Origin of the sequence: Spirulina subsalsa FACHB-351 (assembly GCF_026130165.1) — a bacterium.
Classification (GTDB): Bacteria; Cyanobacteriota; Cyanobacteriia; order Cyanobacteriales; family Spirulinaceae; genus Spirulina_A; species Spirulina_A subsalsa_A.
The window spans coordinates 1-25,763 of record NZ_JAIHOM010000068.1; the positions used below are offsets into that span (position 1 = coordinate 1).

At 47.0% G+C, this 25,763-nt stretch carries 27 protein-coding genes; 16 read left to right on the forward strand and 11 right to left on the reverse strand.

Features of this window, described 5'->3' with window-relative positions:
• Positions 1 to 123 precede the first annotated feature (123 nt).
• A complete protein-coding gene (locus K4A83_RS13960; protein WP_265265217.1) occupies positions 124 to 717 on the reverse strand; it encodes a hypothetical protein in 594 nt (197 codons plus the stop codon).
• A 203-nt stretch (positions 718 to 920) separates the two neighbouring features.
• On the opposite strand from K4A83_RS13960, the gene K4A83_RS13965 reads away from it, so the two are divergent.
• From K4A83_RS13965 to K4A83_RS13975, 3 genes are all read left to right on the forward strand, one after another.
• Entirely contained in the window at positions 921 to 1,808 is an 888-nt protein-coding gene (locus K4A83_RS13965) for a S66 peptidase family protein (RefSeq protein WP_265265218.1), read from the forward strand.
• A 103-nt stretch (positions 1,809 to 1,911) separates the two neighbouring features.
• The gene (gene hemE, locus K4A83_RS13970; protein ID WP_265265219.1) at positions 1,912 to 2,976 is read left to right on the forward strand and encodes a uroporphyrinogen decarboxylase; all 1,065 of its coding nucleotides are present in this window, start codon (positions 1,912 to 1,914) and stop codon (positions 2,974 to 2,976) included.
• Between the two features lie 68 nt (positions 2,977 to 3,044).
• Positions 3,045 to 4,040, forward strand: a complete 996-nt coding sequence (locus tag K4A83_RS13975; protein ID WP_265265220.1) for an NAD-dependent epimerase/dehydratase family protein — start codon at positions 3,045 to 3,047, stop codon at positions 4,038 to 4,040.
• Between the two features lie 67 nt (positions 4,041 to 4,107).
• Here the strand turns inward: K4A83_RS13975 and K4A83_RS13980 are convergent, their stop codons facing one another.
• From K4A83_RS13980 to cobA, 3 genes are all read right to left on the reverse strand, one after another.
• Positions 4,108 to 5,349, reverse strand: coding sequence for a HEAT repeat domain-containing protein (locus tag K4A83_RS13980; protein ID WP_265265221.1), 1,242 nt, complete (start codon positions 5,347 to 5,349; stop codon positions 4,108 to 4,110).
• 64 nt (positions 5,350 to 5,413) lie between these two features.
• Entirely contained in the window at positions 5,414 to 5,866 is a 453-nt protein-coding gene (locus K4A83_RS13985; RefSeq protein ID WP_265265222.1) for a nitrate reductase associated protein, read from the reverse strand.
• A complete protein-coding gene (gene cobA / locus K4A83_RS13990) occupies positions 5,866 to 6,672 on the reverse strand; it encodes a uroporphyrinogen-III C-methyltransferase (RefSeq protein WP_265265223.1) in 807 nt (268 codons plus the stop codon). The genes K4A83_RS13985 and cobA overlap by 1 nt, the downstream gene beginning before the upstream one ends.
• A gap of 360 nt (positions 6,673 to 7,032) precedes the next feature.
• Between cobA and infC the strand changes: the two genes are divergently transcribed.
• The gene (gene infC / locus K4A83_RS13995; RefSeq protein WP_026079852.1) at positions 7,033 to 7,500 is read left to right on the forward strand and encodes a translation initiation factor IF-3; all 468 of its coding nucleotides are present in this window, start codon (positions 7,033 to 7,035) and stop codon (positions 7,498 to 7,500) included.
• 70 nt (positions 7,501 to 7,570) lie between these two features.
• On the forward strand, positions 7,571 to 8,566 hold the full coding sequence (locus K4A83_RS14000) for a GNAT family N-acetyltransferase (RefSeq protein ID WP_265265224.1): 996 nt from the start codon (positions 7,571 to 7,573) through the stop codon (positions 8,564 to 8,566).
• Here the strand turns inward: K4A83_RS14000 and K4A83_RS14005 are convergent.
• Positions 8,543 to 9,208 carry a hypothetical protein gene (locus tag K4A83_RS14005; RefSeq protein ID WP_265265225.1) on the reverse strand — a complete coding sequence of 222 codons (666 nt, stop codon included), beginning with the start codon at positions 9,206 to 9,208 and terminating at the stop codon, positions 8,543 to 8,545. The genes K4A83_RS14000 and K4A83_RS14005 overlap by 24 nt on opposite strands.
• Before the next feature lie 123 nt (positions 9,209 to 9,331).
• Between K4A83_RS14005 and K4A83_RS14010 the strand changes: the two genes are divergently transcribed.
• Genes K4A83_RS14010 through K4A83_RS14020 form a run of 3 tightly spaced genes read left to right on the forward strand, consistent with a single transcriptional unit; the run spans position 9,332 to position 10,317 of the window.
• A complete protein-coding gene (locus K4A83_RS14010) occupies positions 9,332 to 9,673 on the forward strand; it encodes a nucleotidyltransferase family protein (protein ID WP_265265226.1) in 342 nt (113 codons plus the stop codon).
• Positions 9,657 to 9,998, forward strand: a complete 342-nt coding sequence (locus K4A83_RS14015; RefSeq protein ID WP_265265227.1) for a HepT-like ribonuclease domain-containing protein — start codon at positions 9,657 to 9,659, stop codon at positions 9,996 to 9,998. The genes K4A83_RS14010 and K4A83_RS14015 overlap by 17 nt, the downstream gene beginning before the upstream one ends.
• A gap of 25 nt (positions 9,999 to 10,023) precedes the next feature.
• Positions 10,024 to 10,317 (forward strand): hypothetical protein, encoded by a 294-nt coding sequence (locus K4A83_RS14020; protein ID WP_265265228.1) that lies wholly within the window; start codon positions 10,024 to 10,026, stop codon positions 10,315 to 10,317.
• A gap of 97 nt (positions 10,318 to 10,414) precedes the next feature.
• Here K4A83_RS14020 and hpsJ-A read toward each other — a convergent pair whose 3' ends face one another.
• Together hpsJ-A and K4A83_RS14030 are read right to left on the reverse strand one after the other, a co-directional pair.
• Complete coding sequence (gene hpsJ-A, locus K4A83_RS14025; protein WP_265265229.1) at positions 10,415 to 11,242, reverse strand: HpsJ-like protein, cyanoexosortase A-associated; 828 nt, start codon at positions 11,240 to 11,242, stop codon at positions 10,415 to 10,417.
• A gap of 39 nt (positions 11,243 to 11,281) precedes the next feature.
• A complete protein-coding gene (locus tag K4A83_RS14030) occupies positions 11,282 to 11,797 on the reverse strand; it encodes a hypothetical protein (RefSeq protein WP_265265230.1) in 516 nt (171 codons plus the stop codon).
• Positions 11,798 to 11,977: 180 nt separating this feature from the next.
• On the opposite strand from K4A83_RS14030, the gene K4A83_RS14035 reads away from it, so the two are divergent.
• The 3 genes from K4A83_RS14035 (at position 11,978) to K4A83_RS14045 (ending at position 16,567) form a co-directional block, all read left to right on the forward strand.
• Positions 11,978 to 12,868: an archaeosortase/exosortase family protein gene (locus tag K4A83_RS14035; RefSeq protein WP_265265231.1), complete on the forward strand. Its 891-nt coding sequence runs from the start codon at positions 11,978 to 11,980 to the stop codon at positions 12,866 to 12,868.
• A gap of 345 nt (positions 12,869 to 13,213) precedes the next feature.
• A complete protein-coding gene (locus K4A83_RS14040) occupies positions 13,214 to 15,331 on the forward strand; it encodes a S9 family peptidase (RefSeq protein ID WP_265265232.1) in 2,118 nt (705 codons plus the stop codon).
• A gap of 51 nt (positions 15,332 to 15,382) precedes the next feature.
• A complete protein-coding gene (locus K4A83_RS14045) occupies positions 15,383 to 16,567 on the forward strand; it encodes a GGDEF domain-containing protein (RefSeq protein ID WP_265265233.1) in 1,185 nt (394 codons plus the stop codon).
• Between the two features lie 222 nt (positions 16,568 to 16,789).
• On the opposite strand, the gene K4A83_RS14050 is transcribed toward K4A83_RS14045, so the two are convergent.
• Together K4A83_RS14050 and K4A83_RS14055 are read right to left on the reverse strand one after the other, a co-directional pair.
• Positions 16,790 to 16,960, reverse strand: a complete 171-nt coding sequence (locus K4A83_RS14050; RefSeq protein ID WP_265265234.1) for a hypothetical protein — start codon at positions 16,958 to 16,960, stop codon at positions 16,790 to 16,792.
• Between the two features lie 136 nt (positions 16,961 to 17,096).
• Complete coding sequence (locus K4A83_RS14055) at positions 17,097 to 17,861, reverse strand: phosphoadenylyl-sulfate reductase (RefSeq protein WP_265265235.1); 765 nt, start codon at positions 17,859 to 17,861, stop codon at positions 17,097 to 17,099.
• 409 nt (positions 17,862 to 18,270) lie between these two features.
• On the opposite strand from K4A83_RS14055, the gene ychF reads away from it, so the two are divergent.
• Genes ychF through K4A83_RS14070 form a run of 3 tightly spaced genes read left to right on the forward strand, consistent with a single transcriptional unit; the run spans position 18,271 to position 23,087 of the window.
• Positions 18,271 to 19,362 (forward strand): redox-regulated ATPase YchF, encoded by a 1,092-nt coding sequence (gene ychF, locus K4A83_RS14060; protein ID WP_265265236.1) that lies wholly within the window; start codon positions 18,271 to 18,273, stop codon positions 19,360 to 19,362.
• Positions 19,355 to 21,538, forward strand: coding sequence for a DEAD/DEAH box helicase (locus K4A83_RS14065; RefSeq protein WP_265265237.1), 2,184 nt, complete (start codon positions 19,355 to 19,357; stop codon positions 21,536 to 21,538). Before ychF ends, K4A83_RS14065 begins: the two co-directional genes overlap by 8 nt.
• A gap of 34 nt (positions 21,539 to 21,572) precedes the next feature.
• Positions 21,573 to 23,087: a DEAD/DEAH box helicase gene (locus K4A83_RS14070; RefSeq protein WP_265265238.1), complete on the forward strand. Its 1,515-nt coding sequence runs from the start codon at positions 21,573 to 21,575 to the stop codon at positions 23,085 to 23,087.
• 15 nt (positions 23,088 to 23,102) lie between these two features.
• On the opposite strand, the gene K4A83_RS14075 is transcribed toward K4A83_RS14070, so the two are convergent.
• The gene (locus K4A83_RS14075) at positions 23,103 to 24,173 is read right to left on the reverse strand and encodes a peptidoglycan-binding domain-containing protein (protein WP_265265239.1); all 1,071 of its coding nucleotides are present in this window, start codon (positions 24,171 to 24,173) and stop codon (positions 23,103 to 23,105) included.
• 120 nt (positions 24,174 to 24,293) lie between these two features.
• Positions 24,294 to 24,470, reverse strand: coding sequence for a hypothetical protein (locus K4A83_RS14080; RefSeq protein ID WP_265265240.1), 177 nt, complete (start codon positions 24,468 to 24,470; stop codon positions 24,294 to 24,296).
• Between the two features lie 259 nt (positions 24,471 to 24,729).
• Here K4A83_RS14080 and K4A83_RS14085 point away from each other — a divergent pair, with 259 nt between their 5' ends.
• Both K4A83_RS14085 and K4A83_RS14090 read left to right on the forward strand, forming a co-directional pair.
• Positions 24,730 to 25,365 carry a hypothetical protein gene (locus K4A83_RS14085; protein ID WP_265265241.1) on the forward strand — a complete coding sequence of 212 codons (636 nt, stop codon included), beginning with the start codon at positions 24,730 to 24,732 and terminating at the stop codon, positions 25,363 to 25,365.
• Between the two features lie 197 nt (positions 25,366 to 25,562).
• Positions 25,563 to 25,763 (forward strand): hypothetical protein (locus K4A83_RS14090; protein ID WP_265265242.1); only part of this gene is annotated, 201 nt, incomplete at its 3' end.

The following is a 25,763-nucleotide window of genomic DNA, read 5'->3' on the forward strand; positions in this document are numbered from 1 at the left end:
AACTTTTGCGCTAGACGCAAGTAACGCTTCAGGAGAATGGGCCTCTACTTTGGCTGGAGTAATCCTGTCAGGGCAAGCTGATTCGTTGAGTGAAGAATCCCCGTGCCTTTAGGCCGGGGAGTGTCAATGGTCTTCTAATTCCGTTAAGACCTGTTGGGCTACTTGTAAGGTATAACGAGCTTGTTCAATGGTGGATAACTGCTCCCAACTCCGGGAATCTTGGGGTTTAGGGACGGAATGACTCCGCATAGCATAGACAAGGGGACGGGCAAAGATTTGTAAATCTTCACTAGACCATTGATCTAACAGGGGTTTCACGCATTCAATTAAGCGGTCAATGGGGGAAAGGGGAGCATGAATCAAGGTTTCTGCTTGCTGGACAATGGCATCTAACCAATCATGGGGAATGCGATCGCCAAATTGTGCTAATAACGAGGATCGAACTTCATTCACAGCCCCCTTTTCCCTAACATTCAACCAACACTTTTCCGCCGTGGCAAAGAACTCATAGGACTGGGTGGCTAATTCTTCCTCATTCCATCCGGGTTCACCTAAGAACTCTTGTTCTAAATGGTCAAGATAGGAGTCCACTTCCGGATCTGTCACATCCCAAGGATAAATATAGGGTTCATCTTGGATAATGAATTCTAACAATTCCCCTTGAACAGCCCCTCGCCGTTCTTCGTTCCAGACACAATCGTTCCGCAGGTTTTTCATGACTTGTCTCCTCGTAATCTCATGCTCCCTGTTGGAGTCTTGTTGGGATCTACACCTTGACATTTAGCTGTTCCGAAGTAAATCAAGGTTTTTTTTCGGCCTTTTTGCCCAAAACTATAACGCAGATCCTGCTGATATTATCAAGGATTGACCCGACTCGAAACTGGGGGCTATTATACCCCCGTCCCCGTCCCTGATTTTCCATGTCCTCTCCCCTACTCTTTCCCCCACCCCTCAAACCGGGGGACACCCTAGAGATTATCGCCCCCAGTGGTGCGCTGAAAGAATATAGCGCCTTGGAAGCGGGGGTCAAAATCTGGCAAGAGCGAGGCTATCAGATTGCCCTCAGTGACGCATGGCGGCAACGCTACGGCTATTTGGCAGGTTCAGACCTCCAACGGAGTCAAGCCCTCTTAGAAGCGTGGCAAGGGGGCGCTCAGGGCGTTCTTTGTGCGCGGGGGGGCTATGGGGGGGCGCGTCTGTTGGAAGGCTGGACTTGGCCGAATTTACCCCCCAAATGGCTGATCGGGTTTTCCGATATTACCAGTCTGCTGTGGAGTTTAGCCACTCAGGGCTTAGGGGGGGTGCATGGCCCGGTTTTAACGACTTTAGCCCAAGAACCGGATTGGTCAAAACAGCGCCTGTTTGATTGTGTGGAAGGTCGTCCTCTGGCCCCATTACAAGGTAAGGGATGGGGGGGAGGGAAGGGAACAGGTCGTCTCCTGCCTGCTAATTTAACTGTCGCGACTCACCTCCTCGCTACCCCTCTTGAACCTAATTTAGAGGGGGTAATTTTAGCCCTTGAAGATGTGGCTGAGGCTCCCTACCGTCTCGACCGAATGTTAACCCAGTGGCGGCTGAGTGGACGACTGGAAGGGGTGGGGGGAATTGCCTTGGGGCGGTTTAGTCGCTGTGAGGGGAATCCAGAGACTTGGACGGTGGGGGAAATGTTGCGCGATCGCCTTGGGGATCTCCCTTGTCCCATTGTCGCCGACTTACCCTTTGGTCACGATGGCCCCAATGCCGCCCTCCCCGTCGGTGCCCTGGTGGATCTCGACGGGGAGCGAGGAATTTTGTCCTTCCCTTCCTGAAATGGAATGTTGCGAAACCTCAAGAGAAAGGATAAAGGGTCTAGCACAAGATGATAAGCTAACAAATGCCCTAAAAAACTTTATAGAATAACACGGAGTTTCTATGGCTGGGTCAACCCAGGAACCTTTACTATTACGAGTGGCGCGGGGTGAAACCGCCGAGCGCCCCCCGGTTTGGATGATGCGCCAAGCGGGACGCTATATGAAAGTCTATCGAGACTTGCGCGATCGCTACCCCAGTTTTCGGGAACGGTCAGAAAATGCCGATTTAGCGATTGAGATTTCCCTACAACCTTGGCGGGCGTTTCAACCCGACGGGGTGATCATGTTCTCGGACATTTTAACCCCCTTGCCCGGCATCGGCATCCCCTTTGATATTATCGAGAGTCGCGGTCCGGTTATTGACCCCCCTGTTCGCAATGCCGAACAGGTGAAAAACCTCCATCCTCTGGAGCCGGAAGCGTCTTTACCCTTTATCAAGACCATTTTGAACACCCTACGCCAAGAAGTGGGTAATCAGTCCACGGTTTTGGGATTTGTGGGAGCGCCTTGGACTTTAGCCGCCTATGCTGTAGAAGGCAAGAGTTCTAAGAACTATTCCATCATCAAAGGGATGGCCTTCTCAGAACCGGCCGTGCTGCATCAGTTACTGAGTAAATTAGCCGATGCGATCGCCGTTTATGTCCGTTATCAAATCGACTGCGGCGCGCAAGTGGTGCAAATGTTCGATTCATGGGCTGGACAACTGACCCCCCAAGACTACGAAACCTTTGCGCTGCCCTATCAACAGCAAGTCGTCCGTCAAGTCAAAGCTACCCATCCCGACACCCCTTTGATTCTTTATATCAGTGGCAGTGCTGGAGTTTTAGAACGCATGGGTCAATCCGGGGTGGATATTGTCAGCGTGGACTGGACCGTAGACATGGCTGAAGCGCGTCAACGTCTTGGTCGTGCCATGAAAGTGCAAGGGAATGTCGATCCGGGGGTTTTATTTGGTTCTCCGGCCTTTATTCGCGATCGCATTATTGACACCGTACAAAAAACAGGCGGTCAAGGTCATATCTTGAACCTAGGTCATGGCGTACTCCCCGGAACCCCAGAAGACCATGTACGAGTATTCTTTGAAACCGGAAAACAAGTCAATGATTTGTTAGCCGTCCACGCCTAAAGTCAGGGTAAATTATCAATTATCAATTCTCTCTAAACAGCTTTCATCTTTTGTAGCAGTAGCAGCCCATGACATCCAAACGGATTTTCATAACAGGTGCAAGTGGCTGTATTGGTCATTACTTCACCGAATTACTCATTCAAGAAACAGACCATGAACTGTTCTTATTAGTACGCAATCCCGCTAAACTCAAATTTGATTACAATGCCCGCCCCGGAATCACCGTATTACAAGGGGACATGATGGACATTGAACAGTTTAGTGACCTATTAAAAACGATTCACATTGCTATATTAGCCGCTAATGCTTGGGGAGGAACAGCCGAAGTTTTTGATACTAACGTAGCTAAAACCTTGCGGCTAATGAACTTATTAGATCCTGAAATTTGCGAACAAGTTTTATATTTTTCCACCGCCAGTATATTAAACCGAAAAAACCAACTATTAGAAGAAGCGAGACAATTAGGGACAGATTATATCCGGTCAAAATACGATATGATGACCCAACTTCCTCGCTTAAATATTGCCCCTAAAATCACCGTTTTATTTCCCACTTTAGTCTTAGGGGGAGACGGAAATAAACCCTATTCTCATATTTCCTCCGGCTTAAAAGATATTGTCAAATGGGTTCCCTTCGCACGTTGGTTTCAAGGAGATGCTAGCTTTCACTTTCTCCACAGTCAAGATATCGCCCGCGTCGTAGTTTATTTAGTGGACAATCCCCTCCCCTATGACGTAGTAAACGAACTCGATGATATTTACCTCAAGCAAGTTGTCCTCGGCAATCCTGCCACCACCGTCAATGATGCTGTAGCGGAAGTTTGCGAGTATTTTGGCCACCGCATTTATTGGCGAATTCCCCTCACCCTTTGGTTTGCTAATTTCATCATTGTTCTGTTTCGGATTCAGATGGCTGCTTGGGATCGATTCTGTATGAATTACCGCCATTTTGTGTATAAAAATCCTGTCAGTCCGGCCACCTTTGGCTTACCTGTTTATTGTCCCACTGTTGCCGATATCTTCCGAGTGAGTGGTATTCCATCCCGTCGTAACAGTAATCAGTAAGATATGGGAATTGAGTATTGAGAATTAATCGTCAATGCTCAGAGTGGAGTAGTGAAGTTCTCTCCCGCTAACCCTTCGGGTATAACAGGCGACCCCTGCTGACTTTAGGTTGGGTCGAATGTAGTTTTTTTAGGGCAGCGATCGCGTGTAATTTCACTTTAGGCTCTGCATCTTCCTGCATTTGGCTTAAATAGTCCAAAGCACAAGAGTCTTGTAATTGTCCCCAAGCGACGGCTAAGGCCTGTTTAATCTCAGGCGTTAAATAGAGAGGCTGAGTCTGGGCAAAATCTAGGAGAATTTGGGCGGCAATGGGACGGAGAGTTAAACTTTCCACTCGACCTAAAACAGCAATAATTTCTCGGGTCGTGGCTTCAGGTTGGTTATTGAGAACAAAGCGCAAACAGTCGAGACTATAGGGCGTTTCCATCCACGCTAAAGCCCGAATTAGGTCGATTTTAAGGCGGATGGGGGTGGCGGCGGACTGGAGGACGTTTAGGAGGGTTTGGGCGGCTTCGTTGCTACCTAAACGGCTAATGGCGATCGCCGCTTGTTGGCACACACTCAGATTAAAGTCATAGAGGCGAGGTTGTAGATAGGGCAGTAAGTTATATTCAGGAAAGACGTGGGCCTGCATCCCTAAACCGATCACGGCTTCTTTCCGCACTGGGGCGGCTAAGTCGTCTAAACTGAGGATTAACTGTTCGAGAATGGGTTCTTGGTGGAAACTGGCTAAGGCTTCGAGTGCGATCGCCCTCACCTGCCAATCGTCATCTTTCACTGCCCCCAATAACGGTTCAATTACAGCCGGGCAGCGAATTTGAGCCAAAGAACGCACCGCTAACAAACGAGACTCCGGTTCCTCCAATAACTCTCCCAAAGCCACTACAGCCGCTTCTCCCATGGTTGCCAAGGCCGCGGCCGCACTACTCACTACATCCTCATGGGGACTGTGGTGGAGACAGTGAATCAAGCTCTGAATCACTGGAGGATGGGGAAAAGAGCCTAAAATCCGCGTGACAAACCATTGTTTTTCTGGATCTTCAGGGTCTGACTCTAAAATAGCCATTAAACTCGGGAGTGCTTCCACCCCCCAATGAGGCAAGAGTTTAACCACATCCCAACGACTGTGAAAGTCTCCTTGGTCTAAGATTTCTAATAATACCTCTAAGACTTGTTGTTTTTCTGACGAGTTATCCCTTGGCAAGGGCTGATCTTGTTCTTCTAATAAGAACTGTTGAACATAGTAGATGGCTGACTTTAAATCTCCTTGAGCAGAAGCAACCTGAGCCTTGTGGGACAATTTTGACATTATCGTTTGCATAACCATATTCAATAGATTAACCAGTTCCCTTGGACAAACTTTCGGATAAACATTAGATTAAATTAAACTCCTTCAGGGCGGGTAAAAAATTTTTGTTTTCATGACCGGGACGACTCAGTTTAATTAGAATAAAACGTTGAAGAGATGATAAGTTAGCCCATTTTTCTAAAGGAATCGTCACCGAAACGGTGGCCGCTTTTTCTAATACTGTTGGGGGGATACTTTGCTCTTCTAACCACGGAGGATGAGGATCGATCTTTAATCGGGAGGCAGGAGTTCCGGTATATTTTTCCACTAACCCTTGTAAATACTGTTCATAATGGGCTATATCTGGAGCATTTTTACAGGGAAGTTGTAACAGTTTTTGCCGTTCCTCCAGATTAAATTGATGCCAGTGGGTGAGTTTGAGCTTGACCCCACAGGTATCTAATTTTAAGCGGACAGCCATGGGAATACAACGCAATGATTCCACAAAATCCTGTTCAAATTGAAAGAGATCGGACATTATTGGTCATTTCCTGAATTCATCACAACTAAGGGAGAATAATGACTCAAAACGGCTTGTAAGTTGACTACCTGACCAATAACAGCAATGGCAGGGGCTTCAAAACCTGTCTGCTCTACCTGTTCTATAATGGTTTCCAGGGTTCCGACTAACTCCTCTTGATCTGGACGAGTTCCCCAACGAATGAGGGCGATGGGGGTTTGAGGACTTAATCCCCCGGTCAGCAATTCTGGGATAATAGCGGGTAAATTGTGAACACCCATGTAGATGACAATGGTTTCCGAACCTTGTGCGATCGCCTGCCAATTCACTTGAGGTCGGTATTTTCCCGTAGCCTCATGACCTGTCACAAACGTCACCGAAGAACTATAGTTGCGATGAGTTAAGGGAATCCCACAATAGGCCGGTGCAGCAATTCCCGACGTTACCCCTGGCACCACCTCCACTGATACCCCCGCTTTGAGCAAATCCTCCATTTCCTCACCCCCCCGACCAAACACAAAGGGATCTCCTCCCTTCAATCGGACAACAATGGCGTGTTGATGGGCTTTTTCAATCAGGAGTTGTGTCGTTTCACCTTGTAGCAGAGAGTGACGACCACAGCGTTTTCCCGCGTTGATCTTCTCCGCTTGGGGATTAATCATGCTCAGAATCAGGGGACTGACTAAGGCATCATAAATCACCACATCGGCACATTCTAATAGTCCCTTCCCTTTCAAGGTCAGCAGACCGGGATCTCCTGGGCCGGCACCTACGAGATAGACTTTCCCTAAACACATTTGCTCTAACGGTGGCGTTTCATTCATTGCAGTCACATTGGTAACTCAGAAAAAGAACAGTCATAACAGGAAAATACAGTTTGTCTTGAAAGCCCCGTGACCGATCAGCCACGTTTGACCTTGGACTGTTCCATATCCACTCCCATCTTGTCAGACTTTAAGGAGACTGTCCGTTATATTTCGTTACAAAAACTACCGATTTTTTGAACTCATCCTATTTTTGCATTAAATTAATGCTAATTAGGCATAATATCAGTCATCAGTCATCAGTTACCAACTCCCGATTCCCCTACACCCCAAACCATCAATCACCTTGCAGTTAAACGCCTAAAGTGTTATAATAGTCTTGCAGAATTCAAGGACAAGCTTATCGTTAAGAAGCAACCCATCAACCAACAAATCAAAGCCCCTCAAGTTTTACTCATCGACCATGAGAACAATAACTTAGGCTTAACTGACACAGCTAAAGCGCTACAAATGGCGAAGGATGTCAAACTGGATTTAGTCATGGTGTCTTCTGGAAAAGATGCACCTGTGGCGAAGATCCTGGACTATGGCAAGTTTTGCTATCAGCAGAAGAAACGACAAGGCACGAGTGCTAAGTCTGTTTTGAAAGAGGTCAAGTTACGTCCTAATGTGGGAGAGTCGGATTATGGGGTGCGAATCAGGCGGGCTGAGGAATGGTTGAGTAAAGGGGATTCTGTGCGCTTCCAGGTTCGCTTACGAGGTCGAGAACATCAACATCGCGATCGCGCTAATGAACTGCTCCAACGCATTATTAACGATTTGGGCCAAATTGCCAAAGTACAATCTTTTGATCAGCGAGCGTTGATGTTGCAAGTGGTTCCGGCCTAGTTGAGAAATTAAAAATTAATTTCAAAAATTGCCCGTTAAACTGAAGCTGTAACGGGTGCTTTTTGGTGTTATGGATAACATGGAGTTCGTCACCATCACGACGGAGGAACAATTCACCCAAGTCCAGCTGGACTATGGGGATAGTTTACGCTTATCACCCCAACAGTGGCAACGGGAAAGGCCGGATCTTCATGGCTTGGCAGTGGAGGGGGGCAGGTGTTGGGGCTATTATTCGCTGTGGTGGCGGGAAACGCCGGATTATCAAGGGCAAAAGGTGGGGTTTATCGGTCATTTGAAGGTGGAATCTGGGGAGATAATTCCGCAGTTGTTGGCGCGGGGGATTCAGAAGTTACGGGACAGGGGGTGTTTTTGGGCGATCGCACCTGTAGACGGAAACACCGGGTATCGTTACCGTATCATCTATTCTAGCCCTTCGGATTCCCTGTTTTTTAGTGAGCCAAATCTAGAGCATTTTTCCCCTGAATGCTTCACCCGGGCTGGATTCACCCCCATTGCTTTTTACCAGTCTCATCTCTGCACCGATTTAGAACAGATTGATCCTCGTTTAGCCAGAATCCGTCATCGCTTGGCGGGGCAAAATATCACCATTCGCCGGGCTAAACTGGAAATTGAGGAACTCCAACGACTCTATCGGGTGATGATCGGGGCATTCCGCCACAATTTCCTCTATTCTCCCCTCTCAGAAGGGGATTTTATTCAACTCTACGCCCCCCTATTGCCTCAGTTAAATTCTGAGTTAATCCTCATTGCACAACAGGACAAAAAAACTATCGGTTTCTTGTTCGCATTCCCGGATTTTAGCCAAGCACAACGGGGGGAAGCGGTAGAGCGAGTTATCCTCAAAACTGTTGCGGTGCTGCCGAAACGGGACTATGCGGGCTTGGGGAATTTGTTGGTGAAAGAATGTCATGCGATCGCCACCCAATTGGGCTATAAGCAAGTGATTCATGCCCTGATGCACGAACAAAACCCCTCCCTTAACCTGAGTTTACGCTATGCCCAACCCTTCCGCCGTTATGCCCTATACGGGAAGTTCCTCCCTTAGGGGGTGTTCCGCGACAGGAGGCCGTACACACAAATACACCAAGGGACCAAACAGGGGAAGGAGAGACAACAGCCAGAAGGGGGTAGGATTTTGAATGCCACGACGGGCGAGATCATCCCCCAGAAGGGCGGGAAAGAGGACACAGAGGAGACAAAAATCAAGGGACATCACATGGATAAAACGGCGAGTTTGCCATTGCTGAAGGAAGTCCCCCCAATCCCCTTGAGTGACTCCCCATCCCACAAGGGCGATCGCACTCACCAACAAAATCACCCCCAAAACGCGAGAATCTTGGAGTTTGAGAAACCAACCTTTCTCCCCCCTAAACTCCCGATTCTCCTCCCGTAAGGCCAAATAAGGCAACAGCGCAAACGCCCCCAGCGCAAAGGTTCCCAAGGCAAAGGGAAAAGCCGGAATTTTTTGCCCTCGACCATCAATAAACAGCACACAGCCGTAAATGATCGGCCAGACCCCCATAATATTAAATAAAGCCACCACCAAGGGATTAATCCCTGTCCAGTCCCCGCTAGACAGGCGTTTAATCAGGTCAAACGTATCCGGTTGATCTGGTGGGGCAAAGGCAAAAGCATAGAGGACAAATCCTAACCACAACAAAGCAAAGCCAATTTTTCGCCAATTCATTGATTCAGTTATGCGGGCTACTCTTGAAGATAATATTCTACTACTCCATTAATCCGATTCTTCCTCTAGAGGAAAATCAATGCTCAAAGATATCAATGAGATCAAAAACCTTTGATGTTGATCATGCTTCCACAGTCTTTATCCAGAATTTATGCTCGACTGGGCATTACTCCTGAACATTTAGCTGAATTTTGTCAACACCACCAAATTGCTGAACTGGCATTGTTTGGTTCAATCCTGCGTGATGACTTTAATCCTGATAGTGATATTGACTTTTTGGTGTCTTACCTACCGACCGCTCAACGAAATCTTCTACAAAAATTATGCCTACAAGAACAGTTGGAAACTTTGTTAGGTCGTCCAGTAGATTTGGTTAGTAAAACGGCAATTGAGCGCAGTCGAAACTGGTTACGTCGTCAAAATATTCTAAGTTCTGCTAAGGTTATTTATGTTGCGAGATATTGAAGCACTGATTGATATTCAAGACTCCATTGAACTGATTTACACTTATGTTCAAGATATTGATCGAAAGAGCCTTGAAAACAATATAGAAAAACAAGATGCTATTGTGCGTCGTCTTATTGTTATTGGAGAAGCGACTAAGCGTTTATCCGCCCAGTTTCGTGAGCAACACTCGGAAATTCCTTGGAAACAAATTGCGGGTATGCGTGATATCATCACTCATGATTATGATGAGATTGAGCTTGAAGAAATTTGGAGCGTTATTCAAAAGGATTTAGTGACCCTGAAAAACTATATTAAACCCCTGATTGAGAACCCACCGTTTTGATAAAACTAAAACTAATATCGTAATTATGCGGGCTACTCTTGAAGATAATATTCTACTAATCCATGCCGAAGATGTCCCTCCTTATAAAAAAGGGGGATCGGTAGTGCGAAATAGTTACTTTTGGGCATTAAAATCTATCAGTTGTTACGCCCCAAGAGGCGGAAATTGGGAATTTGATCGCCCCGTTTGGGTCGCGTTAAATCGAATGTTATTATCCTTTGCTCAATCGGGCTATTTAGGCATCTCAGAAACAGCCCTAGAATTTCCCTCTGATGTGATCATCCCTCCCGAATTAAGAGATGTGAGCAGTTGGCATTGACATCAGCCCCGCCGTAAATGGACGGGGATTCCATCTATTTCAACAGGTCAAAAATTGACAATTGTTGAAATGCTAGATGGGATAAATTAAAGCTGAATCAATAGCGTTGACGCGCCCAATGGGTGCGAATCCAGACTAAAACTAACCACATTCCAGAGAGAATTGTTCCGATATTGAGTTTGACAGAATTTTTAAGCAAGGTCAATTTTTGATTTTCCCACTGAATACCGACTTGACGCATAAATTCCTGTTCTGCTTCGTCGATTTTAACTCGGATTTGATTGCGATAGGTCGGGAGATTATTGGGGGATTCTACCGTGAAATTAACCACCTGTGCCACATCATTGAGTTCAGAAAGAGTCGTCGCAGATTGTAGACGATTGCGCAGTTGATTCACTTGAAAAATTTCCCGCGAAATCTGATCTTCTACTTGAATTTTATTAAATTGATGAATCCGCCAAGTATTACCTAAGCCTAAAGGGAGCAGAAATAAATAGGTTAACCCTAATAATAGAGCGAACCAAGATAACAATCTTAAGCGCCGCATTTGCCAGCGTGTGAGTTGTTCCTGACGGTTGTAAAAAATACATACAAACCCTAATAAGGGCGCCCAAATCCGTTCTACTAATCCCCCCATCACTTCAAACTGCCAAATGGGATCGGTCAAACGGGGAGGGACTACTAAATAAACAAAATCAACGACGGTAAATAGGAGCAAGGCATAGCCGACCAGAGGCAGGAGAGAGAGGGAACTATAAAGGGCATTTTCTGATAAAACGATCCCCCCTCTTCTGCTTTTTCTTGAAGGTTTAGACCACCCCTTAGAGGTGGGGGGTGGGGGCAGATTGGCAGATTTGGGGGAGGGGGAGTCTGAAGATTGGTCAGAATTAGGGGAGTTAGATGGGGAGAGATCAGATTGAGACAAGATGCTAAAACCCTTTATTGTTAGTCCTTACTCAAGGGACTATAGCGTATCCGAGGAGCTTTGGGATAGGTTGGGGATGAGGGTGGTGGGGGTAGGATTTTCTGCGCTTTGGCCGCCTTTTTTCCGCCGAGATGCGATCGCCCAAACTCCAGCCCCTACCAGTAACGCCACCGTGGGGTTAAAATCCCAAGGGGCCGCTGCCGCACCTAACGGAGAAAAAGTAACTGGCCCAGAAACACCGCCCAGAGTCCCGGTAGTACCAGAAAAGGTTAGGGTATTGCCGTTAAAAGTCCCGGTGAAGTTTGCACTGGAGATATTCCCCCCAGAAATACTAAACGTTCCACCCCCCCCATAGTTTCCCGTACTGCCACCAATGGGAGAACTGGTGACTGTGACTTGAGTAGCTCCACCGCCCCCCGGTGGGACTCCAGTAATTTGACCGCTCACATTTTGAAAAGAAAAGCTGAAATCCAGCGCGAGGGCAGGCAGCGACCAACTCAGAGAGCCTAAAGTCAGACCTAAAATGCTGAGAGATTTAATAAGCGAGGATGGCATGGTAGACCCCAGAAACATAGCTAGTTTGTAGTTTAACTCAGGACTGGGGAATATTCTACAAAGAATTAATAACTCGTCTTAAAGCAAGAAAACCCTCTTGAACGGCATTTCCTGCGATACAATCCCCTTTAAGATGCTCCACTGGAGGTCTGAAGTTGGAAACTGAGATCACCCAAGACTATGACAGCTTTAACATGGTTTCGTTCTCTGGCTAGAATGAACCAAATCCTCTTAGGGATGGGGGGCGTTATTTTTGCCCTGACTCTTCATGTGCTAGGAGTGGCAGGATTGAGCAGTTTACAGGCGACAACAGTCTTATTTGCGATCGCCTTTATCCTACGCCTCCGCCAAAACCAAGTTATCCCCCATCCACACCCCACCCCCCCTCATTTCCTCCTTTCCGGGATTTGGATTCTCTTTTTATCCCTCAATCAAACCTCCCTCGCCGCTCAAAACTGGCTCATTTATTTACTTCCCCTCACCACAGCTATCGGCTTAAGTTTACTCCTCTGCGGACGCACTCAATGGGGGAAATATTATCAAAATCTAGCCCTATTCCTCATTCTCACCATCCCCATTGAAAGACTCATTCACCCCCTGAATAATCTGTTCGGAGTGAGTCACTTTATGGCAAAATTGTCAACCTTTTTCTTGTGGTATGTAGGCTTTAATGTAAATTACCACGAAGATTTTATTGTATTTCCCCAACGCGCCATGTGGATTGATCCCCACTGTGCCGGAATTGCAACCATTCTCTGGATGTTACAACTTGCAATTCTCTTTTTAATCTTGATTCCTACCCGCAAATTATATAAAGTAATCGTCCCCTTAGTTGCGATTTCTACAGTGTTATTGGTCAATGGAATTCGCTTAGGAATGCTCGCCTTTTTTGCCGCTCACTCCCCCACTGCCTTTGACTTTTGGCACTCGGATAATAGTCAAATTTTTTCCACTTTACCCATTTTTTTATTCGGTATATTTTGCTGGTTTGTTGTCCAGGATAAGACCCATCAAGTTAACCCACAAGAGAAATTTGCATCTAAATTTCCCCCCTTGACAAAAGGGAGCTAGAGAGAATTTCCAGTTTTCCAGATGAAGCAAAGCATTTTTATTGTCTAATATTCCCAAAATCCTAACCCTTAAATCGCTAAAGACAAGGAGGGGAAAACAGTAGATTAGTTATTTAACAATATGACAATATTTTTGCCCTATTTTTGTCACAGTTATCAGCTATATTAAGAGAGACAAAGCGATTCTCAAGAACTCGTGGGATCGTTGACTCCCCTCTCATCATCTCAGAGTAGGGTTAAAAGTGAGGGGATTTTACCCATTGACCTAGCATTGCTATAAGTAGATGTCTCCACACAAACTTGAGCAATTGTTAAGGCATAATCCCAAAACTAAAATAACTAACCCATGAAGCAATACCTGAAAAATAATTTCGCCACTCTATTAATTTTAGGGGGACTTCTCCAGAATAATGGAGTGCTAGCCCATGAAATCTTTACGAGATCATTAGAAACTCACTCATTCTCCCATTTTCCTCTCACCGTAAATGATTCAGAACAAGCTGCCGTTTTAATTGACCATGAACATTTTTTTGGAGAACCTGCACTTTCCGATTTAACCTTATCGCCAGATGGTCAATATTTAGCCTTTCGCAAACCGTGGCAAGGAGTCTCTAATCTTTGGGTGAAACCCCTTGATGCACCGTTTACAGAAGCCTATCGCGTCACAGAAAGCGATCGCCCCATTGCCAGCTACTTTTGGAGTAAAGACGGACAAACCATCCTCTACCTCCAAGATCAAGCAGGCAACGAAAACTTTCAAATTTACGCCATTTCGCCCCATACCCTCACCCCTTCCCGCCAACTCACACCCCCAACAGACGTTAGGGCCCTCATTTTAGCCACCCCCCAAGCAACACCCCACCAAATTATTATCGGCTTAAACCAACGAGATCCCCGCTATCACGACGTTTATCAACTCGACATCACCACCGGGAAAAAACACCGACTCCGTGAGAACGATCAAACCATCGTAGACTGGATTACAGACCATACAGGCAACCTCCGTCTTGCCGTGCGACGCACCCCCAACGGCGATACCGAAATCCTCCGAGTCGATCCCCACCACTTCACCCCCCTCTATCGCTGCAACTTCCAAGAAACCTGTTCCGTGCTACGCTTCCATCCCAACGGAGAACAAGTGTACGTCATTAGCAACCGGGGAGAACATCTCGATAAAACCCGTTTAATCCTCTTGGATCTCAACCGCAAATCCTACCAACTGATTCACCAAGATCCCCAGAAATCCGTTGATTTTGGCTTTGCTCTCTTTGCCGCAGAAGATGAACGACTACTCGCCACCTACTATGAAGGCGATCGCTGGCGAGTGTACCCCCAAGATCCCCAATTTGCTCAGGATATCACCCTCCTGCAAACCCTCCTCCCCCCCGGAGACATCTTCTTTCAATCCGCCACCACCGATGATCGCCTGCAAATCATCACCCTCCGCAGCGATATTAACCCCGGTTCCGTCTACCTCTTCAACCGCCAAACCCGCACCATCCAACACCTCTACAACCTACGCCCCCACCTCTCCCCCCAAGACCTCGCCCCCATGCACTCCTTCCGCTACACAGCCCGAGACAACCTTGAAATCCCCGCCTATCTCACCCTACCCGGCAACAAACCCCCCCACAACCTCCCCCTCGTCGTCTTTCCTCATGGCGGCCCCTGGGCCCGGGACAGTTGGGGCTATAACCCCTACGTTCAATTCCTCGCCAATCGCGGTTATGCCGTCTTTCAGCCCAACTTTCGCGGCTCCACAGGCTACGGCAAAGCCTTCCTCAACGCCGGGAATCAACAATGGGGCACCGGAGCCATGCAGCACGACATCACCGACGGCGTAGAATACCTAATTGAACAAGGAATTGCCGATCCAGAACGCATCGCCATCTTTGGCATTTCCTACGGTGGATTCGCCGCCCTAGCTGGTTTAGCCTTCACCCCCCACCTCTATCAAGCCGGAATTTCCTACGTCGGCATCTCCAACATCGTCACCTTTTTAGAAAACATCCCCCCCTACTGGAAACCCTTCCAGAAATTCCTCACCCTGCGCGTCGGAGATCCCAACGATCCTCAAGACAAACAGCGCCTACAGCAACAATCCCCCCTCTTCGCCGTAGAACACATTCAATCCCCCCTCCTCGTCATTCAAGGAGCCAACGATCCCCGAGTCAGAGCCACCGAATCCCATCAAATCGTCATCGCCTTACGGGATCTCGGGCAAGAAGTAGAATATTTACTCGCCCCCGACGAAGGACATGGTTTCACCCAATCCATCAATCGTCTAGCCGTCGCCGTCGCCATAGAACGCTTTTTAGCCCATCATTTAGGGGGACCTTATCAAGAAACACTTCCCCCAGCCCTACAAACCCGCTTACAAGAATTAACCATTGATGTAGACCAGATCACAATACCCATCGAGCCAAAAGAATGGGGCTATGGTCTTGTCCCCTTGAACAAGTGAAGCTTGTTTGGCTATCCGCTTTAATTCGCCTTTACTGTTTATTTAAAAACAATGGAATTCCAATCATTCATTGATCCAAAAACGCTAATTTTGTTTACAGTTTTTAGTTATATCCTAAAAGGAATTCTGCTTAAATTAGCCTTCAATATTCGTCATAAACTATTTTTAAAATATCTCTCACTAGCTTCTTTTTCCTTTGCATTAGGATGGTTACTCTTCTTTTTACGTTTTTTTATTGGCATTAATATATTAAGTCTATCTATAGCTAATGTTTTTATTTTACTGTTTCCTATGCTTTTAATTTGTTCCATCTATAGTATCAAAGAAGAATCAATTACACCTCTTTATTTTAAAGTAAATTGTTTTGTATTAAGTCTTACCTTTGTTGTTTTAACAACAAAAATGAATGATCAATTACTTCCCGGATTTTATACGTCTATCTTCAATGGACTTTACTATGGTTACGCTGGTTTTATCCTGTTAAATCATCATCCCAAAAAGCTAGTTTTATCGATTATAACAACTTTAAACTTATTCATCAGTTTGATTTTAATATTGAGAGGATGTATTTTGATGATCGGATATTTATATCCCGATATAATTACAGCAAATGTAATCAGCATTTTACTCTCATTTACCTTGTTTTTTAATTTATTTTGTATTGATGCTCAGATTTTATGCTTTCCCATTTTAGACTTCATTAAAACCCAAGGCGAGCTAGAAGAAGTCAATATAAAACTGAATGAAATTTCACAAAAAGACGAGTTAACCGGAATATTTAATCGTAGAGCATTTACAGAAAAACTAGAACAAGAAAAAAACAAAAATCCCCCCACATTATTAGCCATTATTTTATTTGATTTAGACTACTTTAAACAAATCAACGATCAGTTTGGTCACGATGTGGGAGATTTAGTTTTAATACAAGTGGCTAAAATTGTCCAGCAAGGGGTACGTTCTCATGATATGGTCGTCCGCTATGGAGGAGAAGAATTTGTCGTTGTTTTATCTAATACAGATTGGACAGAAGCTTTAGCCATTGCTGAAAAGCTAAGAATAGCAATTGCTACCTTTCCTTTTTCTCAAGAGAACATGACACTTCCAGAACAGGTAACAGCTTCTTTTGGCGTTGCTGTAGCAAGTTCAACAAATTTATCTATTGATAATTTATTAAAACAAGCTGATTTAGCCCTCTATCGAGCTAAACAACAAGGTCGGAATCAAGTTTGCACGTAATTGACACTCTGACCGGAGGGAACAATTCAATCAATCTCAGCCTGCTGCTCGATAGGGCTTACTGGAATAACTCGGGGAGTCGGGAGTCGGGGAGCAGGGGAGCAGGGGAATTGATAATTGATAATTGACAATTGATAATTATTACCTATTCCCTATTCCCTATTCCCTTGTTGAGTCTAGCGTTGGGCTTATTCAGCAGACCCTAGCTGGATGAGCATCAACTTAAGACAAACCCAACCAAGCGAGTACCCCTTGACCCGTCAACGCTTCAATCAGCAACGTCAGGGCAAAGCCAATCATCGCAGCACGACCATTGAGGCGCTCAGAATAATCATTAAAACCAAACTTGGGTTCTTCTAACGTCGGGGTAACAGTGGGTTCTACCTTTTCCATGATCTTATATCTCTTTTTGTCCAGTGTTTTTTACAATTCTTTACTATTTATGACACATTAACCGAAAAACAGCAATAGACATCTCCAATCATGAGGAGATGTCCAAGGTCTTGAGAATGGATCATGAATAATTGACTTATAACCCACTGGAATCGCGACTCTTCGCCTCGCCCAAGCTTTGGGGCAAATGTAACCCACACTCCTGTTTCAGCCCATGAAAGCGCGTGTCTCGCTCATCTTGGTCATCCGCCGTCAGAGGTCGGCTAGAATGCCAATCTCCCACCGTCACATACCCTTGGTCAAACAATGGATGGTAGGGTAAATCGTACTTCATCAGATACTCATAAACATCCCGAGAATGCCAAGTCAAAATGGGCAAAACCTTATACAGTTCCCCTTGTTGGCTCACCACATCCAACTGTTTGCGGTGTTCCGTCTGATGCCGTCGTAGCCCCGCCAGCCAAGCCGTCGCGCCCAACTCCTGTAATGCCCGTTGCATCGGCTCCACCTTGCGAATCCGATCATAACGGTTCAGTGCCTCAATATCTCGTTGCTCCCAGAGACGACCATGGAGAGCCTCCATCCGGGCTGGACTCATTGGCGACTGATAAACCTGTAAATTCAGATTCAGCCGTTGCGTCAACTCCTCAGCAAACAAATAAGTTTCCGTGGGCAAATATCCCGTATCAATCCAAATCACCGGGATATCTGGCACCACACGAGTCACCAGATGGAGCATCACCGCCGCCTGAATGCCAAAACTGGTACTCATGACCAATCCTGAACCAAACGTACTCGCCGCCCACTGGACTATTTCCACCGACTTCGCTTCTGCCAGTTGTTCGTTAATGTGGGGTAAATCGAGGGTTAAAACTTGAGAATTCATGCTGGAAGTAGCCATTGACCCTTGAGGAGATGCGTCAGTGTGTGTAAGAGGTGTCAGTTGGCGAGTCGGCATTCTAGATAAAGCTCCTAGTCAGAAAGATCGAGTGGTGCGAGTTGAGGTGTTCAGTCCCTTGTGAGTACATCTTATCTGGGAGGACAGAGAACATCTCATCCTATTAGACCCTGAAACCGGGCAGAAAACCCCTTTTCTTCATCAAGTTTTAGTGAAAACGGCAAATTGATTAAAAAAAAGAGTCAATCCCTTGAACCAGTGGGGGGAATGGGAAGGGGGGAAAGAAAACAGCAAATATTGACCGAGGCACATTCTACCATAAAGCCTGACCCAAACTCTGCTAGAGTGAAGGACTGGGGTAAAATTAAATCTTGCCCCTTTTTTGCTGAATATACTAGGATCTTACCCTCCCATGCTCAGAGCCGGAATTGTCGGATTACCGAACGTTGGCAAATCTACTCTCTTTAACGCCTTGGTCGCCAACGCTAAAGCCGATGCAGCGAACTTTCCCTTTTGTACCATTGAACCCAATGTGGGAGTCGTTGCTGTTCCAGACCCTCGCTTAGATGTGCTGGCCAAACTCTCCAAATCCCAGCAAATTGTCCCCACGCGCATCGAATTTGTGGATATTGCCGGATTAGTCAAAGGAGCCAGCCAAGGGGAAGGACTGGGGAATCAGTTTCTCGCCAATATTCGGGAAGTGGATGCTATTGTTCATGTGGTGCGTTGTTTCGATAATGACGATATCATCCATGTGGCTGGGTCGGTGGACCCTGTGCGGGATATCGAGGTGATTAATTTAGAACTGGCGCTAGCTGATTTAGGACAAGTGGAGCGACGCATTGAACGGGTGCGCAAACAGGCTAGAGCGAATAAAGATGCTCAAGAGGAATTAGCTATCCTCGAACGCCTACAAACGGCACTAGATGCCGGAAAACCAGCCCGACAAGTCACTTTAACCCCAGAAGAAGAGTTAATCATTAAACCCCTTGGTTTGTTGACCCGGAAACCTGTGATCTATGCTACCAATGTTTCTGAGGATGACCTAGCGGAGGGGAATCAGTGGGTGGATGCTGTGCGTCCCGTTGCGGAGGCAGAACAAGCAAAAGTGGTGATTATTTCTGCTCAGGTGGAATCGGAATTGGTGGAACTTTCGGAAGAGGAACGAGTGGACTTTTTAGCGGCGTTGGGGGTGGAAGAAGGGGGTTTAAAATCCTTAATTCGTGCTACCTACGAGTTATTAGGTCTGCGTACTTATCTCACGACTGGGGAGAAGGAAACCCGCGCTTGGACTATTTTGGCTGGGATGACGGCTCCCCAAGCGGCTGGGGTGATTCACTCGGATTTTGAACGGGGATTCATTCGGGCGGAAACGGTGTCTTACGAGGATTTAGTGGCTTGTGGTTCTATGAATGGGGCGAAGGAAAAGGGTTTGGTGCGTAGTGAGGGGAAAGAGTACATTGTAAAAGAAGGAGATGTGTTGTTATTCCGGTTTAATGTTTAATCAACTGGCTCCTTTTCTCCAAGATTATATTTATCGGGAAGGTTGGACAGAACTCCGTCCTGTTCAAAGGGCGGCCTGTGAGGTGATTTTTAATAGTCCATCTCATCTCCTACTCGCCACGGGAACGGCTTCAGGGAAAACAGAAGCCGCTTTTCTGCCTATTTTGACGGTTTTAGACCAAAATCCATCTAAAACGGTCAGCGTGCTTTATATTAGCCCGATCAAAGCTCTCATTAATGACCAGTTTGAACGGCTGAATGACCTGTTAAAACAAACCCATACCCCGGTTTTTGCTTGGCATGGGGATATTGCTAGCCGTCGCAAACAAAAGTTATTAAATCAGCCCCAAGGTATTTTACAAATTACGCCGGAGTCTTTGGAAAGTTTGCTGATTAATCACTTTAAGAAGTTGCCGGATTTATTCGGTGATTTACGTTTTGTGATTATTGATGAGATTCATAGTTTTATGGAGTCGCAACGGGGGGCGCAAATTATCTGTCAACTTTCCCGCTTGAGTCGTTGTATTCACTATCATCCGAGACGGATTGGATTATCGGCGACGTTGGGGGATTTAAGGGCGGCGAAACAGTGGTTAGAACAGGGAACGAATGAGGTGGCGATCGCGCCGGAAATTGCGGCAGAAGAACGTCGAGTTAGATTGGCTGTTGAACATTTTTATGTTGGGGAGAGTCAAACCAATTTGGGGGCGGAGATTAAAGATTTTGAGGCTTTTTATCAATATATTTTTGAAATTACCCAAAATAGTCAAGCTCTAATTTTTACTAATAGTAGAACTGAGGCGGAATCGATTACTGCGAATTTGCGTCAACTGGCTAAAATGTTAAATCAACCTGATATTTATTATGTGCATCATGGCAGTATTTCGAGTAGCTTAAGAATGGAGGCGGAACAAGCGATGCGGGATAATTGCCCTGCTGTGACGGCGGCAACTGTTACGTTGGAGTTAGGGATTGATTTAGGACAATTAGAACGGGTGGTTCAACTCAATGCACCGTTATCTGTTTCTAGTTTTTTACAGCGTTTAGGACGGACGGGGAGACGGGATAATCCGGCAGATATGCGGTTTGTTTGTACGGAACTTGAATTGACGGCTGAGATGGAATTATTTGACCAAGTTCCTTGGCAATTGTTACAAGCGATCGCGATTATTCAACTGTATTTAGAGGAAGGTTGGCTTGAGCCGATTGAGTGGGGGAAATATCCCTATAGTTTACTCTATCAACAGACTTTAAGTGTTATTGGTTCTTATGGGGAAGTTTCGCCGAGTGCTTTGGCGGAAATTGTTCTCACGATTCCTATTTTTGGGGCAATTAGTCAGGAAGTTTTTAAGGAGTTATTAAGGTATTGGCTGGCTATTAAACATCTTGAATATACGGAACAGGGGACTCTGATTTTAGGGAAATTTGGGGAGAAGTGGGTGCATAATTTTCGCTTTTATGCGGTGTTTGAGGATGTTACGGAATATAGGGTTTATAGTGAGGGTGGGGAGATTGGGAGCATTTTTGCGCCGCCTCCTTTGCTGGGTTCTTTTTCGTTGGCGGGTCAAAGTTGGCAGGTTTTGGAGATTGACGATTCACGAAAGCGGCTATTTGTTAAGGCAATTGAGGGAATTTCTCCGGTGTCTTGGCGACGGGGAGGGCGGGGACAAATTCATGTCAAAGTTTTGCAAAAAATGCGGCAAGTTTTAGGGGAGAAAGGGGTTTATCCTTATCTTTTGGAGGGGGCGCGTCAACGGTTGGAAAAGGTGAGACGGTTGGGGGAGAGATGGGGGTTTAATCAGGATTATTTTGTGGAGTTGGAGGAGAATTTATATTGTTTTTTTCCTTGGTTGGGGAGTCGGGAGTTTATGACGTTGGAACGGGTGATTCATCGGTTGGTGCAGTCGGGTTTGGGGGTGCGGGTGTTGAAGTCTTATGGACCTTATTATATGTTGTTTAAGTTGGGGCGGGGGGTGAGTTTGGAGGATTTCCGGGCAGGGTTAAGGGGATATTTGGAGGGGGATTGGACTGGGGAGGATTTGGTGGTTTCTCCTGAGAGTCCCCAGTGTTATAAGTATGATTCGTTTATTCCTGATTATTTATTACGGAGGGCGTTTGCTGAGGATGGTTTAAATTTTGAGTCGTTGCGAGAGGAATTAGGGGCGATTTTGGGTTAGGGAATGGGGAATTGTTGACGATATTTGATGGATTATGCCTCGTTTGCCGAAGCTGACCTACCATAGAGGAACTTTGCTGTTACATCCTCCTCCGAAAGGACGGGTGTGGATTGATTATGCGACGTGGGATGATCGGGTGGAAAAGTTTCGGATTCCGGCGATTCATTATCGGGCTTTGGTGGAGGCGATGCAGAGGGAGGAGATTGAGTTTATTGATGAGGCACGGGATTTTAGTCCGTTGGAGTTGTCTCCGAGTATGGAGATGGAACCGTATCTCCATCAGAAGGAGGCGTTAGAAGCTTGGAAGTTGGCGAGTCGTCGGGGGGTGGTGGTGTTGCCGACGGCGGCTGGGAAGACGTATTTGGCTCAGTTGGCGATGCAGTCTACACCCCGTAGTACGTTGATTGTGGTGCCGACGTTGGATTTGATGCACCAGTGGTATGCGCAACTGGAGGCGGCTTTTCCGGATGTGGAGTTGGGGTTATTGGGGGGAGGTTCTCGCGATCGCACACCGATTCTCATTGCAACTTATAATAGCGCAGCGATTCAGGCGGAGAGTTTGGGAAATCGTTATGCGTTGTTGATTTTTGATGAGTGTCATCACTTGCCGACGGATTTTTTTCGGGTGATTGCGGAATATGCGATCGCCCCCTATCGTTTAGGTCTAACGGCGACTCCGGAACGTTCCGACGGTACCCATCGAGCGTTAGACAGTCTCATTGGTGAGGTGGTTTATCGCAAAACGCCGGAAGAGTTATCTGGAAAAGCTTTGGCGGAACATCGGGTGGTACAAATTAAGGTGAAATTGTCTCCCAAAGAACGACAAACTTATGATCAATCTATCCAAACGCGCAACCAATTTTTACGGGAATCTAAGATTGCTCTGAGTAGTTTACAGGGCTGGCAGTTGTTTGTCCAAGCTTCGGCGCGATCGCCAGAAGGAAGACGGGCGATGTTGGCACACCGTCAGGCGAAGGAAATCGCCCTCTGCACCGATGGCAAATTGCGCGTCTTAGCGGAACTCATCACCCAACATTACCCAGAATCTCTCCTCGTCTTCACCAACGACAACGCCACTGTTTACCGGATCTCTCAAGAGTTTCTCATCCCTGCCCTCACCCATCAAACCCCGGTAAAAGAACGCCATGCCATCTTAACTGCTTTCCGAGAGGGGCGTTATAAGGTGCTAGTGGCCTCCCATGTCCTTAATGAGGGGGTAGATGTTCCCGATGCTCGCATTGCTGTGATTCTCTCGGGGACTGGTTCTATGCGGGAATATATCCAACGCTTAGGGCGGGTGTTGCGCAAGGGGAGCGGAGCCAATAAGCTGGCTATTTTATATGAAGTGGTGACAGAAGACACGGCCGAGGAACGCACCTCAGAACGACGGAAAGGGCAAAGTCTCCCTAAACCGAAACCCGGTAAATCTCGCCCCACCCCGAAACACCAACAACTGGAACTTGTTCCTTCTCCTCCTCCCGAGGAAATCAACGCGCCCCCTAGTTGGAAAGTGGCGGAACCGTCTCGGAGATGGGGGGAGGAGGAATAGGTCGGAAAGTCCCATCTAATAATTCCCTTGGACGACATCCCCCATACTTACCCCATAAAGCCGTTGAGCCGATTCTAAAGCCTGTTGGGTTTGGGGACCCCAAACGCCATCAATCGGACCGCGATAAAAGCCACCCTGTTGGAGTCGTTGCTGTAAGCTGCGGACTTGTTCGGCACTGATGGCGCTGCGCAGTTGGTTGAAGGTGCTGCCCCCGACTTGTCCATCAATGGCTAGGTTGCGATCGCGCTGGAAATTGCGCACCGCCGCTTCTGTGGCCTCATCATACACCCCACTGGGAGCTTGGGCTAAATAACCTAAACTATTTAACCTTTGTTGAATCTCCCGTACCTCGTTCCCCTGACTGCCTAAGCCAAAGAGGGGCGTAGGGGGGGCGCTGGTGAAGGGTTGAGTCGGGGTAGGGGTCGATTGAAGGGCGTTGAGGGTTTGCGCCCCCACAATGCCATCTACAGGCAGGCCGCGCTGTTGTTGGAAGCGTCGCACGGCGGCCTCTGTTTGGTTGCCAAAGTAGCCTGTAATCGGACCGTTATAGACTCCTGCCTGTTGTAGTGCCTGTTGCAGGGTTCTGACTTGAGAATTGCGATCGCCCTGACGTAACAAATTCGCTGTAATCTCAGGCGCGCTGGGCGTTACAGTCCTTTGTCGTTGATTTAAAATCACTTGAGTTTGAGGGCCAATCACCCCATCCGGGGTTAAACCATGTTCCCGTTGTAAGCGGATCACCGCTTCCCGAGTCGCTGGACCGAAATAGCCCGTCGGTCTGGCTTGTAAATAGCCTAAACTGGACAATTGGACTTGTACCGCTTGGACATGAGAACCGCGATCGCCTTCCCTCAACAACGTCATGGCACTAGCCAAGGCCTCGGAAGATGCCCCCCAGAGTCCCAACACCATCCCACCTAACACCATGCCAACAGTGACCAGACGACCTTTCCCCCGTCGCCATAAACCCGAGGGACCGCCCCCGCTCCCTTCTGGGATTAGAGTGGGAGTCAGCATCAGAGAACTATCACCGTGATCATCCTCGTAGGCAAGGGCATGATGTAAATAAGCTAGGGATTCCATCATCTTCAATTTTTCCGTACTATTAGTGATTGCGAGCGATCCAGATTGCAACTCATCTGTAGCTCATTTTGCCACGCTCAGTCAGAATTGGAATCCCTTCCGTTGCATCAGTTCACAAACCGTTCAAATCACCCCCGACTTTTGACAGAACAAAGCAAAGCCTACCGCCACCCCCGTAATCCCTAAAGCCACGAGGGGATGCTGTCCTTGGCTCACCGCGCAAGAGGTGACAATTCCCGCCCCAACCATGGCAATCAGGGCAGATTCTAAGAGATTTTGATTTGAATTTTTGTTATACATCCCAGTTTTTTGACAACAATCACGATCGAGAAAAGGTAGACTTTAGGGTAGCATCGACCCTTTAGACCCCTCTTCTCTCACTCCAACTTTTGCAATCAAGCTTTACCTTTAGCGACGTTTCTTAACAATCCTAGGGCAACCCGAAATACAACGCCTTCCAGTGTTGTTATGTATAGTGTTAAGCATTGCAAGAACTTTAATCCCGTTCCCTCCGTCATCATTCGTTTATGACGGTTCTCTAACTACTGTGAGGTTGTAGATGAAATACTGGAAATACTCCGTGACAGTCTTAGCAGTCCTAGGCAGTGTCTTGGGGACTGAAACGGCGATCGCGCTTAATCAAAGCCATCGTCTGCTTAATTCCGAGCAAGGGGTAGAAACCTCTGCCCCAACCCAATTGGCTCAAAGTCGCTTTGACCGATGCCGCAGAGCGAATACTTCAATCTTCATCTATCGCGATCGTTCTCCGGAAAGACCCATCGCGACCGTTCAAGCTAACGAGCAAGTTCAACTCGCAGAACAAAATCCTGTAGGTGGCTGGATTGCTGTAAATGAACCCGTGCGGGGATTTGTCGAAGCCCGCTTTTTAACCCAATGTGATGATGTTGGTGACTTCATTGAAGGTTCAATCACCCAGATTATGTCCTCGCGGTTGTGCGTCAATAGTCGTCCCAGTTCCAACGCCGGACTCCCCATCTATAGTGAACCTCGCACCGGCTCCCGTACCATTGATCGGGTTTTTCGGGGTGAAGAAGTCACCGCCACGAACTATTCCTTAGATCGAAGAGCCGGCCGTTTATGGTTACGCATTAGCCGCCCAGTCCCCGGCTGGGTAGACTACGGCAACTTAAGCACAGGAGAAGTCAACTTTATTCCCTGTGCCTTACAAAACTGATCAACCTGTTACCGTTCAAAAGGTGAACCAAGAGGGCTAGAGACTAGCCCTTTTTTAATCCCCCTTTGAAGGTTGACAATAATTCAATATTGTGCATTCCCCCAATAACTTGCACCCTTGCACCAAATTCTCACCCTTCCCCAGAGAACCCTATAGAAAACAAAAACCGCAACCGGATGCAAGACCGGGAATCTACCATGTTTATCGGACAACTCTTCTTTAACTTGTTTGGCAACAAACAACTCTCATCCCCCCAACAGGAAGAAGAAAACACCTACTTTCAGGCCTTCATTCTTGAACCCATCCTCACCCCCAGCGGCCTCGTTGATGCCGCAGACGACAGTTCAGATATTGGCTGGATTGAACCCCTCACCATTGACCCCTCCGACTTTGACCCC